23 protein-coding genes are annotated in these 22,037 nt (G+C 65.1%); 17 read left to right on the top strand and 6 right to left on the bottom strand.

What is annotated here, in order from left to right; all coding sequences use genetic code 11:
- Positions 1–22: 22 nt before the first annotated feature.
- The 4 genes from JQ639_RS02740 (at position 23) to JQ639_RS02725 (ending at position 4,440) form a co-directional block, all read left to right on the top strand.
- A complete protein-coding gene (locus tag JQ639_RS02740; RefSeq protein WP_211969573.1) occupies positions 23–1,759 on the top strand; it encodes an AMP-binding protein in 1,737 nt (578 codons plus the stop codon).
- A 108-nt stretch (positions 1,760–1,867) separates the two neighbouring features.
- The gene (locus JQ639_RS02735; RefSeq protein WP_211969574.1) at positions 1,868–2,767 is read left to right on the top strand and encodes a LysR family transcriptional regulator; all 900 of its coding nucleotides are present in this window, start codon (positions 1,868–1,870) and stop codon (positions 2,765–2,767) included.
- A 278-nt stretch (positions 2,768–3,045) separates the two neighbouring features.
- Positions 3,046–3,510 (top strand): MaoC family dehydratase, encoded by a 465-nt coding sequence (locus JQ639_RS02730; RefSeq protein WP_211969575.1) that lies wholly within the window; start codon positions 3,046–3,048, stop codon positions 3,508–3,510.
- Positions 3,511–3,522: 12 nt separating this feature from the next.
- Positions 3,523–4,440, top strand: a complete 918-nt coding sequence (locus JQ639_RS02725; RefSeq protein ID WP_211969576.1) for an SDR family NAD(P)-dependent oxidoreductase — start codon at positions 3,523–3,525, stop codon at positions 4,438–4,440.
- A gap of 97 nt (positions 4,441–4,537) precedes the next feature.
- Here the strand turns inward: JQ639_RS02725 and JQ639_RS02720 are convergent, their stop codons facing one another.
- On the bottom strand, positions 4,538–4,753 hold the full coding sequence (locus tag JQ639_RS02720; protein ID WP_349644693.1) for an aromatic-ring hydroxylase C-terminal domain-containing protein: 216 nt from the start codon (positions 4,751–4,753) through the stop codon (positions 4,538–4,540).
- Between JQ639_RS02720 and JQ639_RS35480 the strand changes: the two genes are divergently transcribed.
- On the top strand, positions 4,695–4,826 hold the full coding sequence (locus tag JQ639_RS35480; RefSeq protein ID WP_256443090.1) for a hypothetical protein: 132 nt from the start codon (positions 4,695–4,697) through the stop codon (positions 4,824–4,826). The two genes, JQ639_RS02720 and JQ639_RS35480, sit on opposite strands and share 59 nt — an antisense overlap.
- A 211-nt stretch (positions 4,827–5,037) precedes the next feature.
- Here the strand turns inward: JQ639_RS35480 and JQ639_RS02715 are convergent, their stop codons facing one another.
- Positions 5,038–6,459, bottom strand: coding sequence for an MFS transporter (locus JQ639_RS02715; RefSeq protein WP_211969578.1), 1,422 nt, complete (start codon positions 6,457–6,459; stop codon positions 5,038–5,040).
- Between the two features lie 196 nt (positions 6,460–6,655).
- Between JQ639_RS02715 and JQ639_RS02710 the strand changes: the two genes are divergently transcribed.
- The 4 genes from JQ639_RS02710 (at position 6,656) to JQ639_RS02695 (ending at position 11,355) form a co-directional block, all read left to right on the top strand.
- Complete coding sequence (locus tag JQ639_RS02710) at positions 6,656–7,897, top strand: thiolase family protein (protein WP_349644793.1); 1,242 nt, start codon at positions 6,656–6,658, stop codon at positions 7,895–7,897.
- 10 nt (positions 7,898–7,907) lie between these two features.
- Positions 7,908–9,449: an AMP-binding protein gene (locus JQ639_RS02705; RefSeq protein ID WP_211969580.1), complete on the top strand. Its 1,542-nt coding sequence runs from the start codon at positions 7,908–7,910 to the stop codon at positions 9,447–9,449.
- A 185-nt stretch (positions 9,450–9,634) separates the two neighbouring features.
- Positions 9,635–10,474, top strand: a complete 840-nt coding sequence (locus JQ639_RS02700) for a fumarylacetoacetate hydrolase family protein (protein ID WP_211969581.1) — start codon at positions 9,635–9,637, stop codon at positions 10,472–10,474.
- Positions 10,475–10,542: 68 nt separating this feature from the next.
- A complete protein-coding gene (locus JQ639_RS02695) occupies positions 10,543–11,355 on the top strand; it encodes a cyclase family protein (RefSeq protein ID WP_211969582.1) in 813 nt (270 codons plus the stop codon).
- Positions 11,356–11,377: 22 nt separating this feature from the next.
- Here the strand turns inward: JQ639_RS02695 and JQ639_RS02690 are convergent, their stop codons facing one another.
- Both JQ639_RS02690 and JQ639_RS02685 read right to left on the bottom strand, forming a co-directional pair.
- Complete coding sequence (locus tag JQ639_RS02690; protein ID WP_211969583.1) at positions 11,378–12,007, bottom strand: TetR/AcrR family transcriptional regulator; 630 nt, start codon at positions 12,005–12,007, stop codon at positions 11,378–11,380.
- Between the two features lie 390 nt (positions 12,008–12,397).
- Positions 12,398–12,997: a TetR/AcrR family transcriptional regulator gene (locus JQ639_RS02685; protein WP_211969584.1), complete on the bottom strand. Its 600-nt coding sequence runs from the start codon at positions 12,995–12,997 to the stop codon at positions 12,398–12,400.
- 140 nt (positions 12,998–13,137) lie between these two features.
- On the opposite strand from JQ639_RS02685, the gene JQ639_RS02680 reads away from it, so the two are divergent.
- Positions 13,138–14,616 carry a flavin monoamine oxidase family protein gene (locus JQ639_RS02680; RefSeq protein ID WP_211969585.1) on the top strand — a complete coding sequence of 493 codons (1,479 nt, stop codon included), beginning with the start codon at positions 13,138–13,140 and terminating at the stop codon, positions 14,614–14,616.
- 170 nt (positions 14,617–14,786) lie between these two features.
- Here JQ639_RS02680 and JQ639_RS35475 read toward each other — a convergent pair whose 3' ends face one another.
- Positions 14,787–15,458 (bottom strand): MarR family winged helix-turn-helix transcriptional regulator, encoded by a 672-nt coding sequence (locus JQ639_RS35475; protein WP_283811638.1) that lies wholly within the window; start codon positions 15,456–15,458, stop codon positions 14,787–14,789.
- 274 nt (positions 15,459–15,732) lie between these two features.
- Here JQ639_RS35475 and JQ639_RS02665 point away from each other — a divergent pair, with 274 nt between their 5' ends.
- From JQ639_RS02665 to JQ639_RS02655, 4 genes are all read left to right on the top strand, one after another.
- Positions 15,733–16,143: a hypothetical protein gene (locus tag JQ639_RS02665; RefSeq protein ID WP_211969586.1), complete on the top strand. Its 411-nt coding sequence runs from the start codon at positions 15,733–15,735 to the stop codon at positions 16,141–16,143.
- A 9-nt stretch (positions 16,144–16,152) separates the two neighbouring features.
- The gene (locus JQ639_RS02660; protein WP_211969587.1) at positions 16,153–16,632 is read left to right on the top strand and encodes a helix-turn-helix domain-containing protein; all 480 of its coding nucleotides are present in this window, start codon (positions 16,153–16,155) and stop codon (positions 16,630–16,632) included.
- Positions 16,633–16,905: 273 nt separating this feature from the next.
- Positions 16,906–17,106 (top strand): GFA family protein, encoded by a 201-nt coding sequence (locus tag JQ639_RS35765; RefSeq protein WP_502748154.1) that lies wholly within the window; start codon positions 16,906–16,908, stop codon positions 17,104–17,106.
- 304 nt (positions 17,107–17,410) lie between these two features.
- Complete coding sequence (locus JQ639_RS02655) at positions 17,411–17,983, top strand: hypothetical protein (protein ID WP_249123570.1); 573 nt, start codon at positions 17,411–17,413, stop codon at positions 17,981–17,983.
- Positions 17,984–18,325: 342 nt separating this feature from the next.
- Here JQ639_RS02655 and JQ639_RS02650 read toward each other — a convergent pair whose 3' ends face one another.
- A complete protein-coding gene (locus JQ639_RS02650) occupies positions 18,326–18,826 on the bottom strand; it encodes a winged helix-turn-helix transcriptional regulator (protein WP_211969588.1) in 501 nt (166 codons plus the stop codon).
- Between the two features lie 189 nt (positions 18,827–19,015).
- On the opposite strand from JQ639_RS02650, the gene JQ639_RS02645 reads away from it, so the two are divergent.
- Genes JQ639_RS02645 through JQ639_RS02635 form a run of 3 tightly spaced genes read left to right on the top strand, consistent with a single transcriptional unit; the run spans position 19,016 to position 22,034 of the window.
- A complete protein-coding gene (locus tag JQ639_RS02645) occupies positions 19,016–19,654 on the top strand; it encodes a 2-hydroxychromene-2-carboxylate isomerase (protein ID WP_211969589.1) in 639 nt (212 codons plus the stop codon).
- A 45-nt stretch (positions 19,655–19,699) separates the two neighbouring features.
- Positions 19,700–21,253 (top strand): class I adenylate-forming enzyme family protein, encoded by a 1,554-nt coding sequence (locus JQ639_RS02640; RefSeq protein WP_349644678.1) that lies wholly within the window; start codon positions 19,700–19,702, stop codon positions 21,251–21,253.
- A gap of 43 nt (positions 21,254–21,296) precedes the next feature.
- The gene (locus tag JQ639_RS02635; RefSeq protein ID WP_211969590.1) at positions 21,297–22,034 is read left to right on the top strand and encodes an SDR family oxidoreductase; all 738 of its coding nucleotides are present in this window, start codon (positions 21,297–21,299) and stop codon (positions 22,032–22,034) included.
- Positions 22,035–22,037: the final 3 nt, after the last annotated feature.

Genomic DNA, 22,037 nt, shown 5'->3' with positions numbered 1-22,037 from the left:
AGACAAAACAGGGAGGCTCGCCATGACCTCATTCCGCGACGCGCGCGCCTTTCTCCTCCAGCACCGCACCGACTACGCCACCGCGGTCGCCGGCTTCAAATGGCCTGATGCGGTGGATTTCAACTGGGCGCTCGACTGGTTCGACGCGGGTCTGGCGTCGGATCCCGCCAGCCGTGACCGGCCCGCGCTGTGGATCGTCGATGCGGCGACCGGCGCCGAGAGCCGGCACAGCTTTTCAGAGTTGTCGCGCCGCTCCAACCAGGTCGCCAACTTCCTGCGTGCGCGCGGGCTGAAGCGCGGCGATCACCTGCTGCTGCTGCTCGGCAATGTCGTGCCGCTGTGGGAGACCATGCTGGCGGCGATGAAGCTCGGCCTCGTCATCATCCCGGCGACGACGCTGCTGACGCCGGAGGAATTGCAGGACCGCCTCGACCGCGGTCGCGCCAGGGCAGTGGTCGCTTCCCTCGATCAGGTCGCCAAGTTCGACGGCCTGTCCAGCGCGGGGCTGACGCGGATCGTGGTCGGCGCGCCGCAGGGGCAGGGCGCGTGGGAGGCTTACGAGACCGCGGCGGGCTTCCCGGACAGCTTCACGCCCGACGGCGTCACCCGCGCCGACGATCCGATGCTGCTCTATTTCACCTCCGGCACCACGGCGAAGCCCAAGCTCGTGCTGCACACCCAGCGCAGCTATCCGGTGGGCGCGCTGTCCACCATGTATTGGATCGGGCTGCAGCCGGGGGACGTTCATCTCAACATCTCCTCGCCGGGCTGGGCGAAGCACGCCTGGAGCTGCTTCTTCGCGCCATGGAACGCCGGCGCCACGGTGTTCGTGGTCAACCAGCCGCGGTTCGATGCCAAGGCGCTGCTCGCGGTGGTGGCACGCTGTCGCGTCACCACGCTGTGCGCGCCGCCCACGGTGTGGCGCATGCTGATCCAGGAGCCGCTGGCGTCCTACAAGGTGGCGTTGCGCGAAGTCTGCGGCGCCGGCGAGCCGCTCAATCCCGAGATCATCGACCAGGTCAAGGCGGCCTGGGGCCTGACCATCCGTGACGGCTATGGCCAGACCGAGACCACCGCGCTCGCCGGCAATTCGCCGGGCCAGGTCGTCAAGGTCGGCTCGATGGGACGGCCGCTGCCGGGCTACCGGGTGCGCGTCACCGACATCGACGGCCAGCCCGCGACCGAGGGCGAGGCGAGCCTCGTGCTCGGCGCCGATCGTCCCGCGGGGCTGATGACCGGCTATCTGGCGGAAGATGGCACGCCGCGCGGCGCCGATGGCGAGGTCTACCGCACCGGCGATGTCGTCTTCCTCGACGACGATGGCTATCTCACCTTCGTCGGCCGTTCCGACGACGTCTTCAAGTCGTCGGACTACCGCATCAGCCCGTTCGAGCTGGAGAGCGTCCTGCTGGAACACGAGGCCGTGGCCGAGGCTGCCGTGGTGCCGTCGCCGGACCCGGTGCGCCTTGCGGTGCCCAAGGCTTATGTGCTGCTGGTCGGACAGGCAGAGCCGTCGCGGGAGACCGCGCTGTCGATCTTCAAATACCTGCAGTCGCGCCTTGCGCCGTTCAAGCGGGTCCGTCGCCTCGAAATCGTCAGCGAGCTGCCCAAGACCATCTCGGGCAAGATCCGCCGGGTGCAGCTGCGCCGCCTCGAGCACGACGACAACCGCAGCGACCGGCTGCGCGGCCACGAGTTCCGCGAAGAGGATTTTCCCGAGCTGCAGGCGGGCCGGCCCACCGGCGGGGCGGGGGCCTGACCGCCTCCGTCGCGGCTGCGGCGAAACCCCACAGCCATGGCGACGCCACCTTGCGGCGCCGCCCAAAAAGGCTTCCTATCGGGCGCAATTGTCCCGATAAAGCTCTCCATGATCGACAAGCTCGAATTCCTGCTGGCGCTTGCCCGCGAACAGCATTTCGGCCGGGCGGCCGAGTTCTGCGGCGTCAGCCAGCCGACCCTGTCGGCGGGCATCAAGCAGCTCGAGGAATCGCTCGGCCTGCTGCTGGTGAACCGCGGCTCCCGGTTCCAGGGCTTCACGCCCGAGGGCGACCGCGTGCTCGACTGGGCGCGGCGCATCGTCGGCGATGCCCGCGCCATGCGCCAGGACATCGACGCGATGAAGCATGGCCTCGTCGGCCATATCAGGATCGCGGCCATTCCGACCGCGCTCGCCATGACCGCGACGCTGACCACGCCGTTCCGCGCCAAGCATCCCGGGGTGAAGTTCACCATCCTGTCGTCGACGTCGATCGAGGCCCTGCGCCTTCTTGAAAATCTCGAGGTCGACGCCGGGCTGACCTATCTCGACAACGAGCCGCTCGGCAACGTCAACACCGTGCCGCTCTATCTCGAACAGTATCGCCTGCTGACCGCGCCCGATGGCGACTTCGGCGATCGCGAGACCGTGACCTGGGCCGAGGTCGGTACCATTCCGCTCTGCCTGCTGACGCCCAACATGCAGAACCGCAGGATCATCGACCAGTTGCTGCAGCGGGCCGGCGCGACTGCGTCGCCGACGCTGGAATCCAACTCGATGATCGTGCTCTATGCCCATGTCCGCACCGGGCGCTGGGCGAGCGTGATGCCGGCGCGCCTCGCCGAGACGCTCGGGCTCACCGACAAGGTGCGCTCGATTCCGATCGTCGAGCCGAGCAGCGTCCATTCCATCGGTCTCGTGGTGCCTCACCGCGAGCCGATGACGCCGCTGGTGGCAGCCCTGACCGAAGAGGCGCGGTTGCTGGCCCGGACCATGACGATTGCCGTCTGACGGGATTTTCCGGTGTGGGCCACGCTTCCATCTTTCCCTGTCGTGGCCGGGCAGCGCGATCCGTCTTTAACGGATCGCCAGGACCAAGGTCTCCCGGCCACCTCGCTTGGGGACGCAGTGCCCTCCTTGCCGGGGTCGCCGGGACAAGCCCGGCGACGACAAACACAAGGGTCGGAGGCTTTTCCAGTGATGAGTTTTGACGCCCATGATTGTGCATGGACAGCGCCCGCCAATCTGTGGAAGCTGCCGCCGCAACTTTGGAAGGAACGAACAGCTTCATGACCAGGACAATCAGCCGCGACGCCTACATGGCGCTTGTCGGCACCGAGATCGGCACGTCGCCATGGCACCTCGTCGACCAGGCGCGCATCGATGCGTTTGCCGAGGTGACAGAGGACCATCAGTTCATCCATGTCGATCCCGCGCGCGCGGCGCGCGAGACGCCGTTCGGCGGCACGATCGCGCATGGCTTTCTCAGCCTGTCGCTGATGAGCGTGTTCGCCTACGAAGTGCTGCCGGCGATCGAGGGCACGCGCATGAGCGTGAACTACGGCTTCGACAAGCTGCGTTTCGTCTCGCCGGTGCGCGCCGGCGCGCGCGTGCGCGGCCGCTTCACGCTGGCGGAAGCGACGCTGCGCGGGCCGAACGAGTTGCTGTCGCGCACCCAGGTCACCGTCGAGATCGAGGGTGGCGACAAGCCGGCGCTGGTCGCCGACTGGCTTGGTCTCCTGTTCTTTGCTTGAGGAAAGACATCCATGACAATCAGGTTTGATGGCAAGGTCGCGATCGTCACCGGCGCGGGCAACGGTCTCGGCAAGGCGCATGCGCTTGGCCTTGCCGCGCGCGGCGCCCGCGTGGTGGTGAATGACTTCGGCGGTGCGCGCGACGGCAGCGGTGGCTCGCTCGGACCGGCGGACGCCGTGGTCGAGGAGATCCGCAAGGCCGGCGGCGAGGCCATGGCTGACGGTGCTGACGTCTCCAACCGCGAGCAGGTCGAGGCCATGGTCGCGAAGGCGACAGAAAAGTGGGGGCAGGTCGACCTGCTGGTCGCCAATGCCGGCATCCTGCGCGACAAGTCGTTCGGCAAGATGGAAGAGGACGATTTCCGGAAAGTGCTCGACGTGCATCTCGTCGGCACCTTCAACTGCTGCAAGGCGGTGTGGAACGGGATGCGCGAGCGCAATTACGGACGCATCGTGCTGACGACGTCGAGCTCGGGCCTGTTCGGCAATTTCGGCCAGGCCAACTACGGCGCGGCGAAGGCGGCGATGGCCGGCCTGATGAACGTGCTGGCGGAGGAGGGGCGCAAGACCGATATCCGCGTCAATACCATCTCGCCGACGGCGGCGACGCGCATGACCGAAGAGCTGCTGCCGCCGCAGGCGCTCGAATTGCTCAAGCCGGAATCGATCACGCCCGCGGTGCTGTATCTTCTCGGCGCGGACGCGCCGACCCGTACCATCATGGGCGCCGGCGCGGGATCGTTCGCGGTCATCAGGATCGTCGAAACCGAAGGCGTCAATCTGCCGCCGGAGGAATGGACGCCGGACGCGATTGCGGCGCATTTTGCCGAGATCAGCGACATGTCGAGGGCGCGCGATCTCGGCGGCGCGTTCCACCAGACCCAGAAGTACGTCACTCAGGCGGCGACGCGGCTCGGCCTCAAGCTCTGAGGCCGCGGCGCCACGGCCGGCCGTGGCATCTCGCTCGATATCACCGGGGCGATGCGCAGCATCGTGACCCGGTGATGTCGTGTGAGCGGCGGGCCGCTCAGCGCGATGTCCCGCTTGTCGGTCGCAGGCCGGGATCATCCGCCGTCACGGGTTCGCCGAACCATCGCAAGGCGGCGCGGGCTGCGCCGTCCTCGTCGGCGGTCGTCTCGCTGGCCCAGGCGACCATCCCGTCGGGGCGTACCAGCATGGCGCTCATGCGCACCGCGTTCGTCGCGCGTTCGCTCGAATTCGACCCCGATGCGGGGCCGGACATCACGCCGGAGAGCGGGTTCGATTGCCAAGTCGACAGCTTCACCGCTCTTGCCGACGAAGGGGAAGCCGTTTGAGCCGGTCCGTTCTCGTGCAGGGCGTGCAAGCTCGCTGACGGGGCGAGGTGTGAGTGCTGCGGGACCGGAGTGCCGCGGCGCGTCTGTTACGCCGCGGCGTTGCCATGTGCTGCCCGATCCGGGGGCTGAACAGCGCCGACGCCCGTGAGGGGATCCAGTCCCTCATCGCGCGCCGGTCCACTGTCTTCCAGGGGCGGGGAGTGCCTTTCCCTCACTTGTCGAGCGCCGCGCCGGAGCGCATTGCGATCTGCTGCTGGGAGCGTCGGGCTTTCCACGCGCCGAGGCGACGCTCGATGGCTTCCAGTGATTGCCCTTTCGTCTCGATGCCGAGCCCAGCCCAGATCAGGCCGCCGAGCAGATAGAATGCCGCGAAGTAGATGAAGCTCGGCATCAGGGCCGCCAGCGACACCTCCGGCTTGATGACATTCGACGAACCGACGACGAGCGCCAGTCCGCCCGGTCCCAGGATCTTGCCGAGGCCACCGAACCCGTAAGCGGACCCCATGCCGGTTGCGCGCAGGCGCGAGGGCCAGATTTCGGCCACATACGGACCTGCCACGGCGAGCGCGCCGTCGCCGATGAACGACCAGACCAGAAGCATGAGGTAGAAGACCGAGAGGCCGCCGAGGGTGGCATCGTGAAAATAGGCTGCTGCGACCAGCGCCATCGATGCGCCGCAGCCCCAGACGATCCCGCACAGCCTGCGCCCCCATCGGTCCGCGAGCCATGAGAACAGGAACCGCGACAGGACGCCGACAACCCCGACGCCGATCCACAGCGCGGCTGCGTGTTGCGGCGTCACATGCATGACCAGAATGAGCAGCGTGGGGGCCCACAGCGTCACGCCGTAAATGGCCGTCTGCGAGCACAGCGACAGTCCCCAGGTCACGGCGACGCTGCGGGGGTAGCCGAAGATCTCACGGAAGCGCGGCGCGTTGTCCGGCGTCGCGGTGGCCGGATTGAGACTCTCGATGGGCACCTCGAGGACAGATGCGACTGCGCGGCGGGCGTCCTGAGGCCGTCCTTGCGACAGCAGCCAGCGCGGGGATTCAGGGACCCACGACCGCAGCAGGAAAGAACCCAACGCGGGGACCAGGCCGAGCGCGAACAGGCCGCGCCACCCGATCATGGGTGTCAACGTGCTGGCCGCGAGCGCCCCCAGCAGGACGCCGCCGCCGACCGCGGTCGTGACAATGCCTGTGACCAGCGCGCGCCTGGAGGAAGGGATGAATTCGAGGACGAACGGGATGTCGACCGAGTACAGGCCACCCGCACCGAACCCGACGATGAACCGAAACACGATCAGGTAGATCCAGCCGTGATCGGGCGTCAGCGCGAGTGCGCCGGTCGCCAGTGAAAACGTCAGGATGGTGCCGAGAAATACCGGGCGTCGTCCGATCCGGTCGGCGGCAAATCCCCAGAAGAAACCTCCCAGCATCGCGCCGGCGCCGGACGACAGCAGCACCAGGCTGGACTGGCCAAAGGTCAGCCCCCACGGGCCGATGATGAACGCGAGCACGAAGCCGATGATGAAGTAGTCGAAGAAGTCCATCAGATTGCCGAGCATCGCGGCCGCGATGATCTTGCGCTGGCTGATGGTCAGCCGGGTCTGACGGTCGAGCGCTTCAAGCATGTCCATTTCCTCCAGTCGCCGTGTCGGTGACGGCGTTTTGTGTGTGGTTCGGGCCCCGTGTCGGGACCAGCCGTCGCCGGCCCGATAGCGCCGGCTCGTTTTTCTGATTGATTACTCAGTTGAGTCATGACTTAATTGCGCGATCTGCCGCCGCCGTCAAGGGCGCAGCCTGTTGGCGGCAGCATCAGGGGAGGAGATGCGAGTGAGTGATATCTACGTCGTTGGCGTGGGCATGACGCCGTTCGGCCGTTTCGCGGACGAAACCGTCAAGAGCCTGACAAGGCAGGCTGTTGCTGCCGCGCTGCTGGATGCCGACGTGTCGCGCGACGATGTCGACGCAGCCTTCTTCGCCAACACGTCGCAGGCGCCGCTGGAAGGGCAATTCATGATTGCCGGCCAGATCGCGCTGCGCGATGCCGGGTTTTCGGAAATCCCCATCACCAACGTCGAGAACGCCTGCGCCAGTGCCAGCACGGCCTTTCATCTCGCCTGTGCCCACCTGAAGGCAGGGCTCGGTGAGGTCGCGATCGCGGTCGGCGCCGAGAAGATGAACGGCCCGGATAAGACGAGGAATCTCGCGATCTTCGATGGCGCCTGGGATGTTCATGCGGTCGAGGCCTCCGCGGCGCGACTGCTTCGGCTGGGGGAGGGCATGGCGCCGCCGCGGGGGCGCGCGGGCGATCCCGGCATGCGCAGCGTTTTCATGGATGTCTATGCGGCGATGGCGAAATTTCACATGAAGACGTTCGGCACGACGGAACGGCAGCTGGCCGCGGTCGCGGCCAAGAACCATCGCCATTCAACGCTCAATCCGCTGGCGCACTACCGCGCTGACATGTCGATCGACGAGGTGCTCGCCGCGCGCATGATTTCCTGGCCGCTGACCCTGCCGATGTGTGCGCCGATCACCGACGGCGCCGCGGCAGCGATCCTCGTTCGCGAGGAGGCGCTGGATCGCTTCGATCGCACGCGCGCGATCAAGGTGCATGCCAGCGTGCTCGGTTCCGGCAGCGATCGCGAGCCGGAAGAGGTCGACAGGCATATTTGTCGGCGCCTCGCGCTGAAAGCCTATGAACAGGCGGGCATCGGACCTGAAGATATCTCCGTCGCGGAAGTCCATGACGCCTCGGCGTTCGGCGAGATCGTCCAGGTCGAAAATCTCGGATTCTGCGCGTTCGGCGAGGGCGGCAGGCTGGCCGAGCGCGGTGACACCGTGCTGGGGGGCCGCATTCCCGTCAATCCATCCGGGGGCCTGGAGTCGCGTGGGCATCCCATTGGCGCCACGGGGCTTGCTCAAATCCATGAACTCGTCCTGCAGCTGAGAGGCGAAGCTGGCGGCCGCCAGGTGAGCGGCGCGCGCTTTGCGATCGCCGAGAACGGCGGTGGCTTCCACGGTTGTGAAGAAGCCGTCGCGTGTCTGACCATTCTGGGACGATGAGGTTCATCTCATGAATGTCGGCTATTTTCTCGCGTCCGCTGCGCGTTCTTTCCCCGAGTGCCCGGCGATTTCCGTCGGAACCGAATGCCGCGCGTCATACGCGCAGTTCATGCTCCGCGTCTCGCGACTCGCGGCCGCCTTGCGCGGGCGGTTGAACCTGCAGCCCGGCGACCGTGTCGGTCTCGCGATGAAGAACTGCCCGCAATATCTCGAGGCGCTGTATGCGATCTGGCATGCCGGGCTCTGCGCCGTGCCGATGAATGCCAGGCTGCACGCGCGGGAGTTCGGCCATATCCTGCAGGATACCGCGGCACGCGTATGCTTCGTGACCGCGGATCTGGCGCAGCCACTGGCGTCGCTTGTCGGCGAACTGCCTGATCTGCGGCAGGTCGTCTGTGTCGAGGATCGCGACTACGAACGGCTGTTCGACACCCATGCGCTGGACCTCCAGAACGTCGCGGACGAAAGCCCGGCGTGGCTGTTCTACACCAGCGGCACCACCGGCAGGCCCAAGGGGGCGATGCTGTCGCATCGCGCCCTGCGCGGCATGGCGCTGCGCTATTACGCGGATGTCGATCAGGTCAGCGAAGCCGACTGCATGCTGCATGTCGCGCCGCTGTCGCACGCCGGCGGCCTGTTCGCGTTGCCCCATATGGCGCGGGCGTCCCATCAGGTCATCCCGGCGAGCCATGGCTTCGATCCGGCCGAGATTTCGGAGCTGACGCGCCGCCATGACAACATGGCGTTCTTCGCCGCGCCGACCATGTTGATGCGCCTCGTCGATCATCCATCGATCGGGCGCGCGCGGCTCGATGCCATCCGCACCATCGTCTATGGCGGGGCGCCGATGTATGTCGAGGACATCAAGCGCGCACTGCAGACCATCGGGCCGAGGCTGCTTGGTGGTTACGGGCAGGGCGAAATGCCCAACACCATCACGGCGCTGCCGAAGCGCATGCACGCCGATGTCGGCCATCCCCACTACGAGCAGCGGCTGGCGTCGGTGGGCATGGCGCGAACCGGCGTCGAGGTTCGGGTCGTGGATGACAGCGGTCGCGATCTTGCGCCCGGTGAAGTCGGGGAGGTGATCGCCCGGAGCGACGTCTGCATGACCGGCTACTGGCGCAACCCCGAGGCGACGGCTCAGGCGTTGCGCGACGGCTGGCTCTACACCGGAGACCTCGGATGTCTGTCGACCGACGGATTTCTGACGCTGAAAGATCGCTCCAAGGATCTCATCATTTCCGGCGGCAGCAACATCTACCCGCGCGAGGTCGAGGAGGTGCTGCTGCTGCACCCGGACGTGCTGGAGGTGTCGGTGGTTGGACGTCAGCATGCGGATTGGGGCGAGGAAGTCGTCGCCTTCGTGGTCCCGCGTGCGGGCAAGGTCGTCACCGCCGAGGCGCTCGACAGCGTCTGCCTTGCCCATATTGCCCGCTTCAAGCGCCCGAAACCCTATCGGTTTCTCGCGGCGCTGCCCAAGAGCAACTACGGCAAGGTTCTCAAGACCGAGCTGCGCTCACGCCTGTCCCTGCCGGACGAACAGGCCTGACGCCGGACGTTATCCATCGAACATCAACGACTCTGAATTGAGGGAAGGCCTGCATGCGACTGTACACGATCGTTCGAACGTCGGGGGAACACGCGGTTTGCGCGGAGTTCGGCGAAGGGCTGCTGCTGGATCTCAGCCGCGCCGATGAGATCAGCACCGGCGCCGCGCGGCCCCAATTGCGCACCATGCAGGCCCTGATCGAAGCCGGGGACGCGGGGCTCGATGCCGCAAGGGCGCTTCTCCAGGACGTCGCTGAGGAAGCCGTCGTCAGGCTCGACGGCGCCCGGCTGCTCGCGCCTCTGCCGGTACCGGCGCGGCTGCGCGATTCCGGCATGTTCATCGAGCATCTCGAGCCGGCGCGCCGGGCGATGATGCGGCTCGCGTTTCGTCGTCATCCGGATCCCGACGCGGCCGTGGCTGCAGCACTCCACAACGATCCTGGCCTGCCCGAAATCATTTCCCGGCGCGTGCTCTACTACAACGGCAACCATCATGCGGTGATTGGTCCGGACGCCGTCGTCGGCTGGCCGGCAGATTCCGAGGTGCTCGATTATGAGCTTGAAATGGCTGTTGTCGTTGGCCGCGCCGCGTCGAATATCGATCTGCAGCAGGCGAAGGCCTGCGTGTTCGGCTACACGCTCATGAACGACTGGTCGGCTCGCGATATCCAGGTGGATACCTCGCGGGGCGGCGTCGGCCCCTGCATGGGCAAGGACTTTGCGACCAGTCTCGGTCCATGCATCGTGACCGCTGACGAGATCGGCGATCCGCACGACATCGCGCTGAGCGCCTGGATCGATGGCGAGCGCTGGTCGAGTGGCTCGACACGCAACATGCAGCACAGCTTTCCCGAAGCGTTGAGTCAGCTCAGCCGGGTCTCGCCGCTGGTGCCGGGTGAGGTGATCGGCACCGGCACGTGTCTTGGCGGGTCTGCCGTCGAGCAGCATCGCCAACTGGCGCGCGGACAAACCGTCGAACTGCGGGCGGACGGCATCGGAACGCTTCGCAACCGGATTCAGGACTGAAGCAGGGATCCGGCCTCTAAGACATTCGATCCCGACCAATTCCCTCAGACGATATCAGGAGACGCATTGTGCGCCTTGTCGATTTGACCGCCACCCTCGATCCGGCCAACCGCGAGAGGCTGCCATCGTTCTTTCCCCCCGATATCAAGGGCGTCATCGCGCCGTCGATCGAGTATCTCCATCCGGCAGAGCTCGGAGGAAAGAACCAGTTCTGCGCCGGCCTTGGGTGTCGGCACGAGGATCTGCCCGACGGCGAGGGGTGGGGCGCGGAGCGGCTCACCGACATGTCGTCCCATTGCGGCACGCATGTCGATGCGCCGTTGCACAGCGGATCGCGAAGCGGCGGTGCGCCGGCGCGAACGATTACCGATATCGATCTCGGCGAGTTGTTTCGGCCGGGCATGGTGCTTGATGTGCGGGCCTTCGCCAAAGGCGGAGAACCGATCACGATCGAGATGCTCGATCGAGCGATCGCGGCGGTCGGTCGGCCCATCGCTCCGGGCGATGCGGTCCTGATCCGGACAGGGCAGGAGCGCTACGGCATCACGGATCCCGAATATTTCAATCAGCCGGGCATGTCGCGGGAAAGCACGCTGCATCTGACGTCGCTCGGTGCGACCATCCTGGGGACCGATGCGGTCGGCTGGGATCTGCCTTTCCCGGTCATGGCGTCGCGCTTCCGGGCCACGGGGGTGAAGGAGGATCTCTGGGATGGCCACAAGGCGATCACGCAGCGGGAGGCCTTCATCGTTCAGCAGCTTACCAACCTGAAGGCGCTGCCGCCGACCGGATTCGACGTCGGCTTCTTTCCGATCAAGCTGGCGAACTGCAGCGCCGCGCCGGCGCGTGTCGTCGCGTTCGTTCCGGACGGTGTTGGATAGCGCTGTGGAAGACGAGGTGTGATCACCGGGGTGTGGCGGCCGTGCGGGCCGCCGCACCCTTTGGCGCGCGCTGGCGCAGATCGTCGATGATGAGCTGCGCGTTCTTGAGGAGCATCGCGCTGTAGTCGGTGCGGCTGAACAGCTCGGACTCGATGGTGTAGGACCCGTGCACGCCCATCAGCATGCACAGGATCGACCCGGCGGCCTGCAACGCGTCCTTGGCAGAGGCCGCGGTTTCACGCACGATTTCGTCGCGGATCATGTTGCGGATATGGGCGTGATAGGAGGCGTAAATCGGCCGGAATGTGCTGCTCGTGCGGTTCTCGATCATCAGCTTCGAGAAGAAGGCGGCGATCACCGGATCCTCGAAACGGTCGTCCAGTCGCTTGACGAGATCGAGCACGCCGAGGTGGGCGGTGTCGGGCAGGGAGCCCCAGGCCCTGGTGCGGGCTTCCTCGAGGCACGCCTTGAGAAGGCCTGCCTTGGTCTTGAAGTGAAAGAAGATGGTGGCCTGGCTATAGCCGGCGCGCTCAGCGATCTGCTCGGTCGACGCGGAGCTGTAGCCGTGCTTGCCGAACGCCTTGAGGGCCGAGTCGATGATCTTCTGGCGCGCCTGCTCGGGGTTCTTCGAGACGCCTTTGACCCTGGCCATGGCCGGACACCTTCACATGATTCCCGTACGTCATGTCATCGCAGCTTGGTGGTGAAACTGCAAATTCTGATTGAGTAATCAATTGATTGGGCTCGCAGGTCGGCTTTGAGCCCCTGGCGACGTTGGCGTCATGGTATGGGGGCGAGCGTGCGAGCGCGCCTGGCGGGCAGGGACGACAGGGGCATGGCGCAGGCACCGATCCACGAACACATCCCGCGCTTTGCAGAACTGCTTGCGATCGAAGCCGATGCTGGGACCGACATGTCGGCGCACCTGCGCGCCGCTGGGAGCATGGCGCGGCCGTTGGGAGACGACGGGTTTCCGTCATACATCAAGCTTGCGGAAGAGCAGATCTTCGGGAGTTTGAAGGAGCATCAGGCTCCCGTTCGCTCAGCAAAATCCGCGCAGGATACGGTCGATATAGGTCTGGCTGCTTGCCCAGCGATATTCCGGCATCCCGACGAGCAGGTGGGTGACGCCGATGAGCGCGCAGAACAGGGCTTCACCGTCCGCGGCGGGGTCCGCGGCCGTGTCGTCTTGGAGCGCGGCCAACAGGCGGGAAAACCGTCGGAGTTCGGGCACGACGTCGGTTTCTTCGATGAACCAGCGGTCTTCCTCTGACTCCCGGCGGTCCTCGATCAGGAAGACGACCTTGTAGCGGGCGGGAAATCTCAGCCAGTAGTCGACGAAGGTCTGGGCGACCCTGCGCAGGCGCGCCCTTGGCTCCGTCTCTGCGGCCTCCGCTGCGTCCAGCTCGACAAACAAAGGTGCGAAGGCCTCCGACCAGAGGGCGCGAACAATCGCCGTCTTGTGGGGAAAATAGCGGTAGAGGGTCATGGCCGGCATGCCGGCGCGCTTGGCGATCAGCCGGATGCTGAGTCCGGCCACGCCATCGGTTTCAAAAAGCTGCCGCGCCGCCTCCAGGATCCGGGCTTGCCCCTCCTTTCGACGGCGTTCCCTCAGGCCCACCCCGTGATCTGGTCCGCTCATCGAATCCTCCGGACGCGCACAACCTCCTGGGAGGCCACTTGACGATGCGTACGCGTACGCATATCGATTTGCGTACAAGTACCCGTTTGTAGTGATTAGCGGCTCGAATCTCTCGGGTCCAGTCGAAGCGAGGCAGACAGATGAGCGATCCAACAGGCCGCGAGGCAGCACAGATGTCCCGCAGGAGCGCAATAGGTATTGGGGTGGGGGCTGTGGGGTTGAGTGCCATGCGGGGGGCTGCGCATGCGGAAGCGCCGGGCGGTGATTCTGCTTCCGTCGCCTCGGTGGACGTCGTGGTCGTCGGGGCGGGGTTTGCGGGCCTGACCGCGGCGCGGGCGCTTCGTGCCGCCGGCCACAGCGTCGTGGTGCTGGAGGCGGATGACCGCGTGGGCGGGCGCACCAAGCCCGGAAGCATCGCCGGCGAAACCGTCGACCTCGGCGGCCAGTGGGTCGGCCCGGCGCAGGACAGGCTGCTGGCGCTCGCCAGGGAATACGGGGTCGCCGTCTATCCTCAATTCACCTCGGGAAATAATATCGTCGACCTCGCCGGACATCGCGCGACCTACGAGGGCGAGACGCCAGCCCTCGGCCCGATGGCCCTGGCCGAGTTCGCCCTGGTGATCGGCAAGTTCGAGGCGCTTGCCCGCCAGGTTCCGGTCCTGCGTCCCTGGGAGGCGCCCGGCGTCGAAGCGATCGACGCGCAGACCATGGAGACCTGGATTCTCGCCAATGCGCGGTCGTCCGCCGTGCGGTCGGCGATGCGGCTCCTCATCCGCACCCTGGCCTGCGCCGAAGCAGGCGAGGTCTCGCTTCTTGCTATGCTGGCCATGGCGTCTTCCGCGGGTGGATTCAACGAGATGGTTTCCACGCGGGGCGGCGCGCAGGATGCAATGCTGGAGGGCGGGGTCTGGCAGCTCGCGGCCAGGATGGCGAGGGAGCTCGATCCTGCGGTGGTTCTGGAGGCGCCCGTGACCGCGATCGCCCAGGACGAGACCGGTGTCTCTGTCTGGGCAGGCCGGCGCAAATGGCGCGGAAAATATGTCATCGTCACCGCGCCGCCTTCGCTCGCGGCGCGGATCGCGTATCGGCCGGCCTTGCCGGCGTTGCGGGACGGACTCATGCAGCGCATGCCAATGGGCTGCGTGATCAAGGCGCACATCGCTTATGCCCGGCCGTTCTGGCGCACGCAGGGCCTGACAGGCATGGTGCTCTCCGACAGCACGGAGTTCGGGCCATGGTTCGATCACTCACCCGTGCGAGGCGCGACGGGCGGTCTGGTCGGTCTTTTTACAGGGAAGAGCGCCCGGCGCTGGGCGGAACGGTCGCCGCAGGCCCGACGTGATCAGGTCCTCAAGGATGTCGCCGCCTATCTTGGCGACGAGGCCTTGAAGCCCATCGACTACATCGAGGAAGTCTGGGCCGCGACGACATGGCAGCGCGGGGGCTATAGCTCGGCGCCGGGGCCTGGGGTGCTCAGCGCATTCGGTCCGGCGCTGCGGGAGCCGGTCGGCCGCCTCCACTGGGCGGGGACGGAGACCGCCGAGGCTTTCTCTGGCTATATCGAGGGGGCCATCCGGTCCGGCGAGAATAGCGCCCAGGAGGTTGCTCGACGTCTGTGAGCGATCGTCACGTGGAATGGCTCGCATCTGCGAGGCCGGAGCCTGCAGGCCTCGTCGCGCAAGGGAGGCCAAAGCGGTCGAGAGCCCACGTTGATCGGAGATGGGGCTCCGATACCCGGGATCTGCCGAAGGCCTCAAATGGGGGCCATTGCGACAGTCAATCTGCCGGCTCAATCATCGGATATGCTCGCCTTCGTTTCGCCGACAGCCATGCCGCTCGAGGCTTTTCGCAGAGCGGCGACATTGTCCGCGCCGTTCAACTGCTGGAATTGTCGTTGGGCCTCATGCCAAAGAGGGGCCGCGTCGGCGTGTAGACGGCGGCCTGCTTCGGCGAGTTCGATAAGGCGGCTACGGCCATCGGTGGGGGAGGGCCGGATTCTGACCAGGCCGTCCCGTTCCAGAAAGCCGACCATCTTGCCCATCGCCGTCCGTTCGATGTCGAGCCGTTCGGCAAGGGGATTGATGGCGGCGCTCCTCACCTCGTTGAGAGCCGCCAGGGTGAGGAATTGCGTGATACGCAGCCCCACCGGCTCAAGATGCGCGTCGTAGAAGCGAGAGATCTGCCGGTTCGCCTTCCTCATGGCGAAGCAGTTGCATTGATCAATTTCGAGAGTCTGATTCACCGGCAACATCGCGAAGCCACGGATGTCACGTGCGGCGTCGGCGGCCCCGCGTTCGCCGTCAGGAACGACTTCGTGGTCGAAATGCACGAGCTTCTCGATCAGCCAGATATCCTGCAGGAGCGCCGGGCCGCGCCGGCCTGCGGAGAGAATGTTCAGATTGTCACCGACGGGCGCACCGGTCGCGTGCGTCAGGTAGCTTGGTTCGCTTTCTTTCGACATGACCTACCTCAGCAGAGACAAAAAATGCAGCGCTGGCGGCAGGGAAGGGCGTTTGAGGTGCCATTGGAGGATACCCCGACCCCCGTTGCGGGTGCGGATGCTTTCGTTTGTCAGAGTTAGCTCGTGACGCCATGGGATCTGGTAGGAGGGCGCACAGGTTGGTATCATCGAGCCGACATCGTCTACGGTGTGGTGAAGTCTTGCATTTTGGCTGCATGGCGTGACCAGAATAGGCGAGCGGTCCGGAAGGAGATTTTACCCTCAGGAGATGCGCATGCTGGCTGAACGGGTTTCCGCCGCATTAGCCAAGGGATACAGGATACCGCCGCCTCCAACGATCGCCGCACGCATTGGCGGCACGGCGGAAATGTCATTTTCGCATTTCAAGAGCCGGGAGCCAAAGTCGGGCCTGTCCATACCCTCTCCTCGCGAGGAGGCCTTCGTCTTCAACATCCCCTTCATACCCGCGCGCTATCCGATTGTGTCCATCGATGGCAGGCAGCAATCCGTCGTCCAAGAGCCGGGCAAGGCTTATCTGTTCGACTTGACATCCAGAAACGAAGTCAGTCTTGGCACAGTCCATGACAGCATTCGTATTCATCTGCCGCAGACCACGATCGACTTCATGGCATATGAAAAAGGTCTGCCTCGGATCGGTGGTCTTCAAGCTGCCTGTCTCGGGTAGGACGACATCGTGCTTTATCACCTCGCTCTCACAATAGGTCCGGCTATTCTCAACGAGGTTCAGGTCACCACAGCATTTATGGAGTACATTGCTTTAGCTGTGCATGATCACGTCATCTATACGTACGGCAACTTCCAAAGAGGGGCCCGCGCAACGGGTGGACTGGCGCCGTGGCAAGCCCGTCGTGCCTGCGATTTCATCGAGGCAAAGCTAGCCGACGATCCTTCGATTTCCGAGCTCAGCCGGGAGTGTGGTATCTCGGCGAGCTATTTTGCGCGGGCGTTTCGCGCGACTCTCGGTATGACGCCTCACCAATGGATTACGAGAAGGCGGATCGAGCGGGCAAAATCATTGATGGCCCAGTCCGTGGAAAGCCTTGCAGAGATTGCCGTCATGTGCGGTTTCGTCGACCAGAGTCATCTCGGGCGGCATTTTCTCAGGCTGGAGGGCGTCAGTCCGGCTCAATGGCGCCGGCGGCGCGCTGAGTAGCGTTTCAACCCTGAACAAACCTGAACATCCGGGCCGCACAAGCCCGGTCAAAATCCCCCCCGTCCATATCGGCGAGCCGGTGCAGGTCTTGCGCGGACGACGCGATGAACACTGTCGGATCGTCCCAAAGTGGATGGTCCAATACCAGAGCGGAATCCCTGGTGTGAGTAGGTTGCAAAAAACCCGGGGTGAGCTTCGGGATTCACGCGCCGGACACGCACCGAGGGACATGTGACCTCAGAAGCGACCATAAAGTCTCCGAGGCCTGGTCACATGACCGGAGGGTGCATGTCTGGCGCCGTCCGCTACACGATCAAGTCGGGGCCCGTTGGTACCGGCCTGTGCCACTGCGACCGGCGTCGTCCCCGGTCGGGAAGCGCGTTCTCGACGGCGATGTATGTGCCTCGTCCGTCGATTGAGGTGGAAGGCGAGACCGCCCATTTTGCCGATATTGTACCAACGGTCTCGCAGTGAGGCGCATCTACTGCCCACAATGCGGCTCGCCGATCACCTCGGAGCAGGTCTCGGCGGCGACCATGATGCAGCGCGGCGTCGTCAACAGGGGTGTGGCCGACGACCAGGTGGATCAGGGCGCACGCGACTTCGCAGAACGCGCCACGACCGGTCCTGGGCTTTGAGGGCCGCTGAGCCCTGCCAATTCGCGTCGAGGGTGGATGGCCGTGAGTACTATCGACGACTCTCTGCACTGATCCAGGTTTTGCCGGCGCGTTCGCATTCGTTCAGGCCATCCCTGCCGTCTATTGGAAAGGAAAGACCAATGATGACCCTCGATCAAATGAAGACAGCCCTCCTCGGGCAATGGGTGAGTATCGCGCCGGAGGTGCGTCCATCTGCCTCGAAGAACCCCGACGGATCGTTGAAGCCCTTCTATCTGACGCGCGATTTCGTTGCTTTGCCGGACGACCGTTTTGAACTTACAATTGTGAACACGGTCGATCCCTATGGCAAAGTGCCCTTGGCAGAAATCTATATCCGGGGACACATGTTCTGGCGCGGCGATCACCCCGTCGCCGTTGGGGCGCACAAGGTCGATTTCGTGGCTGATGAAGCCTACGATGTCACGCCACTTTTGCCTCCGTTCGCAGATCTCCTGAACAAGATCGCCGCGCAGGGCCGTGCGAAATGGGTCGTCGGTCAGGCCCAAAGCGTGTTTGAGAAGAGCTTCGCGCCGTTCGGCCTGACGGAAGGGACTCACTTTATGGAATACGACCTGGTTTATTTAAACTATGGCATGCTGTTTTGGGGCGCCAGAAATGTTGATGGTCGTGGTTTCGACACTGATGAAAACCGGCCGACCAATCTTCAAATCCCGCTGGTCCGCAAGCAATAGGGCTCTATTGCAGAAATTGTGAAGTGGTCCAAACGGGTGTCGTCTTGCCCGTACGATGCCTTATGGCGGTTGCCTTGGGTGGGCAGGCCGATGCCGCAGGGCGTGTGCCCCGCCGGGACACCGCCCGCGACGCGTTTACTGAGCGTGTCGTGTCGCTGCGTTCGGTATCGGCGCCGCCGGGGCTCCCTCTGATGGGGCGCCACGGCAGATGAAGATAGGCACTGCTGCTTCGCCGAGCGCGATGACTGAGCGGCCGACAACGGGGCGGCCATCTCCGGGTCTGCGGCGCCGAGCCGACACCGTCGCTAACGACGCTCATGCCCGCAGAGATCCAGGCCGCTCTTAGTCTCTCTTGGCTCGCTCCTGCGCCTTCGCATGTACTGGCGACGATTGTCGCGCGCCAGGTCCCGGATGCACATGGACGGCCTTCGCCGTCAGCGGCTCGCCGCATTCCGAGCAAACCATGACGGGATCGAACATCTTCTTGCAGGTCTTGTGTTCATGCAGCATCGGCCGTCCGCGCGAGTCGACCATGTGGACGTTGCCCCACTGCACGATCGACATGACGATCGGATACAAATCGAGGCCCCTTTGCGTCAGGATGTATTCGTCGCGCCTCGGCGCCTCCTGATACGGAATCTTGCGCAGCACACCGAAGCGCACCAGCTTCTTCAGCCGGTCCGCCAGCACGTGGCGCGTGATCCCGAGTGAAGCCTCGAAATCATCGAACCTGCGGACGCGAAGGAAGCACTCGCGCAGGACCAGCAGGGTCCAGCGGTCGCCGATCACGGCGACGGTGCGGGCCAGCGAGCACGGCTCGTCCTCGAGCGAATCCCATTTCATTGCCGTCTCCAGGCGATCCAATTCGACAGAATTCTAAATCAGAACTGAAATCTTATCAATAAGATGCCGTGCAGGGTAGCATTGGATGATAAATATCATATTGACAGTTCCAAATTAGAACTTATGGTCGCGGCAACAATCAACGCGACGGCCGCCGGCCGCCGATCATCAAAACGGGAAGGGCGTTCCATGGCTGCTCCGCTCAAGGTCGAATTCCACTTCGATTTCGGGAGCCCCAACGCCTATCTCGCCGAGCTCGCGCTGCCGCAGATCGAGCAGCGCACCGGCGTCCGCTTCGAGTACGTTCCCGTGCTGCTCGGCGGCATCTACAAGGCGACCGGCAACATGTCGCCGGGCGACTCGCTGCGCGGGGTCAAGAACAAGCCCGAATACAATGCGCTGGAAACCGAGCGCTTCATGCAGCGGCACGGCATCACCGCCTTCACGCCGAACCCTTTCTTCCCGGTGAACACGCTGGCGCTGATGCGCGGCGCCGTGGCGGCGCAGTTCGAAGGCCTGTTCGAGCCGTATTTCCGCGCCGCCTATCACCACATGTGGGTCGCGCCGAAGAAGATGGACGACCCGCAGGTCTTCCGCGCGGCGTTCCTGTCCTCCGGCCTCGACATCGACCGCATCTCCGCGCGCGCCCAGCAGGACGACGTCAAGAAGAAGCTGATCGAGAACACCAGCGACGCGGTGGCGCGCGGCTCGTTCGGATCGCCGACCTTCTACGTCGGCGACGAGATCTTCTTCGGCAAGGACAAGTTGCGCGAGGTCGAGGAAGAGATCGTCGCGCAGCTCGGCAGGGGGCGGCGCAAGACCGCCTGACGGAGCGAACGAACAGGCCCCAGGGGCTAACACAGGGAGGTTTGGGTGCTGGAAGCCACGCAGGTCATGGAAGGAAGCCTCGAGGGGTTGCCGAACCGGATCCACGAGGTGATCGACCCGCATGTTGCGGCGACGCCGGATCATCTCGCGCTGATGGACGATCGCGTCACGCTGACCTACCGCGAGCTCGACCAGGCCGTGAGCGGCGCGGCCGATGCGCTGCGCGCGCTCGGTATTCGCCCCGGCGACCGCATGATGATCGTCAGCGAGAATTCGGTTCCGCTCGCCTGCCTGCTGCTGGCGGCGAGCCGGCTCGACGCCTGGGCGATCGTGGTCAATCCCCGCCTTTCGGCGCGCGAACTCGACCAGATCAGGGATCACAGCGGCGCCCGCCGCGTGTTTCTCACCGCCGATGTCTCGCCGGAGGCCGCCGCACATGCCGCACGCTATGAGGCGGCGGCGCAGGATCTCGGCCCGCTCGCCGGCATCGCAGTCACCGCTCTGAATGCCTCGACCGTGGCCGAGCCTGTCGAGGCCGACGGCGCGGACCAGGTGGCGGTTCTCATCTACACCTCCGGCACCACGGGCACGCCGAAGGGCGTGATGCTGACCCATCGCAACCTTCTGTTCAGCGCCCGCGGCACCGCAGGCTTCCGCAGGATGGACGCCGACGACGTGCAGTATTGCGTACTGCCGATCTCGCACATTGTCGGCATCTCGCTGCTGACCATGACACTGATGGTCGGCGCCGCCGTGCGCCTGGTCCCCAAGTATGATCCGGCCGCGCTGGTCAAGGCGATGGCTGAAGAAGGCATCACGATCCTGAACGGCGTGCCCGCGACCTATCAGCGTCTGCTCGAATACCGGCGCAATGCCGGCCTGCCGAAGCTCGCGCGCGGGCGGCTGCGGCTGATCTCGGTCGCCGGCGCGCCTCTCGACCTCGATCTGAAGTCCCGCGTCGAGACGGAGCTCGGCCTGCCGCTGCTCAACGGCTACGGCATCACGGAGTGCTCGCCGGGCATTTCCGGCGTGCGGCCCGACAGCCCGCGCGCGGACCATGCCGTCGGCACCGTGATGCCTGGGATCGAAGCCAGGCTGGTCGGTCGTGACCTCAAGCCGGTTGCGGCAGGCGAGGTCGGCGAGCTTCACGTCCGGGGCCCGAACGTCATGCGCGGCTATTACCGCGCGCCCGATCAGACGGCGAAGGCGATCGATGCCGACGGCTGGTTCAATACCGGCGATCTGGCGCGCTTCGAGAACGATGCGCTCTACATCGTCGGACGGACCAAGGAGATGATCATCCGCTCCGGGTTCAACGTCTATCCGGCGGAGATCGAGGCAGTGCTGAGCACGCATGACGCCGTCGTGCAGTGCGCGGTGGTCGGCCGGCCGGTCGAGGGCAATGAGGAAATCGTCGCCTTCGTGCAGCTGATCAGGGGCTCGGCCGCCACCGCCGAAGACCTGATGGCCCATATTGCTCCGCAACTCACCTCCTATAAGCGGCCGTCGGAGATCATCCTGATGGACGCCCTGCCGGCGACATCGACGGGCAAGCTGCTCAAGCACAAGCTGGCGGAATTCTTGCGCGGTCGCAGCTGACACCCGTCGCACGACAGTTCACTCGACAGAACCGGAGACCACGATGCAGAAGAGAAACAAGACGGTTGCCGTCATTGGTGCCGGTGATTTCATCGGCGGCGAGATCGCCAAGAGGTTCGCCGCCGAAGGCTTCACGATCTTCGCTGGCCGCCGCAATGGCGACAAGCTCGCCCCGCTGGTCAGGGAGATCGAGGCCGCTGGCGGCGAAATCCACGCGCGCTCGCTCGATGCGCGCAAGGAGGACGAGATCGTTTCCTTCCTCAATGATGCCGACAGGCATGCGCCGCTGGACGTCTGCATCTTCAACATCGGGGCCAACGTCAATTATCCGATCCTGGAAACCACCGAGCGGGTGTTTCGCAAGGTGTGGGAGATGGCGTGCTATTCCGGCTTCCTCGCCGGCCGCGAGGCGGCGCGGCTGATGCTGCCGCGCGGACAGGGCAACATCTTCTTCACCGGCGCCACGGCCTCGCTGCGCGGCGGCAGCGGCTATGCCGCCTTCGCCAGCGCCAAGTTTGGCCTGCGCGCGGTGGCCCAGGCGATGGCCCGCGAGCTCGGGCCGAATAACATCCATGTCGCGCATCTCATCATCGATTCCGGCGTCGACACCGAATGGGTGCGCCAGCGCCGCCTCGAGGCGCTCGGCCCCAATGCGCTCGACAATCCCGACCTCCTGATGCCGCCGGCCTCCGTCGCGGGCGCGTACTGGCAGCTCTACCAGCAGCCCAGGAGCGCCTGGACGTTCGAGCTGGAAATCCGGCCCTTCGGCGAGAAGTGGTAGGAG

It is taken from the genome of Bradyrhizobium sp. U87765 SZCCT0048, assembly GCF_018131225.1.
In the GTDB taxonomy this organism is placed as follows: Bacteria; Pseudomonadota; Alphaproteobacteria; order Rhizobiales; family Xanthobacteraceae; genus Bradyrhizobium_A.
This window is presented reverse-complemented; position numbering and strand designations above follow the sequence as displayed.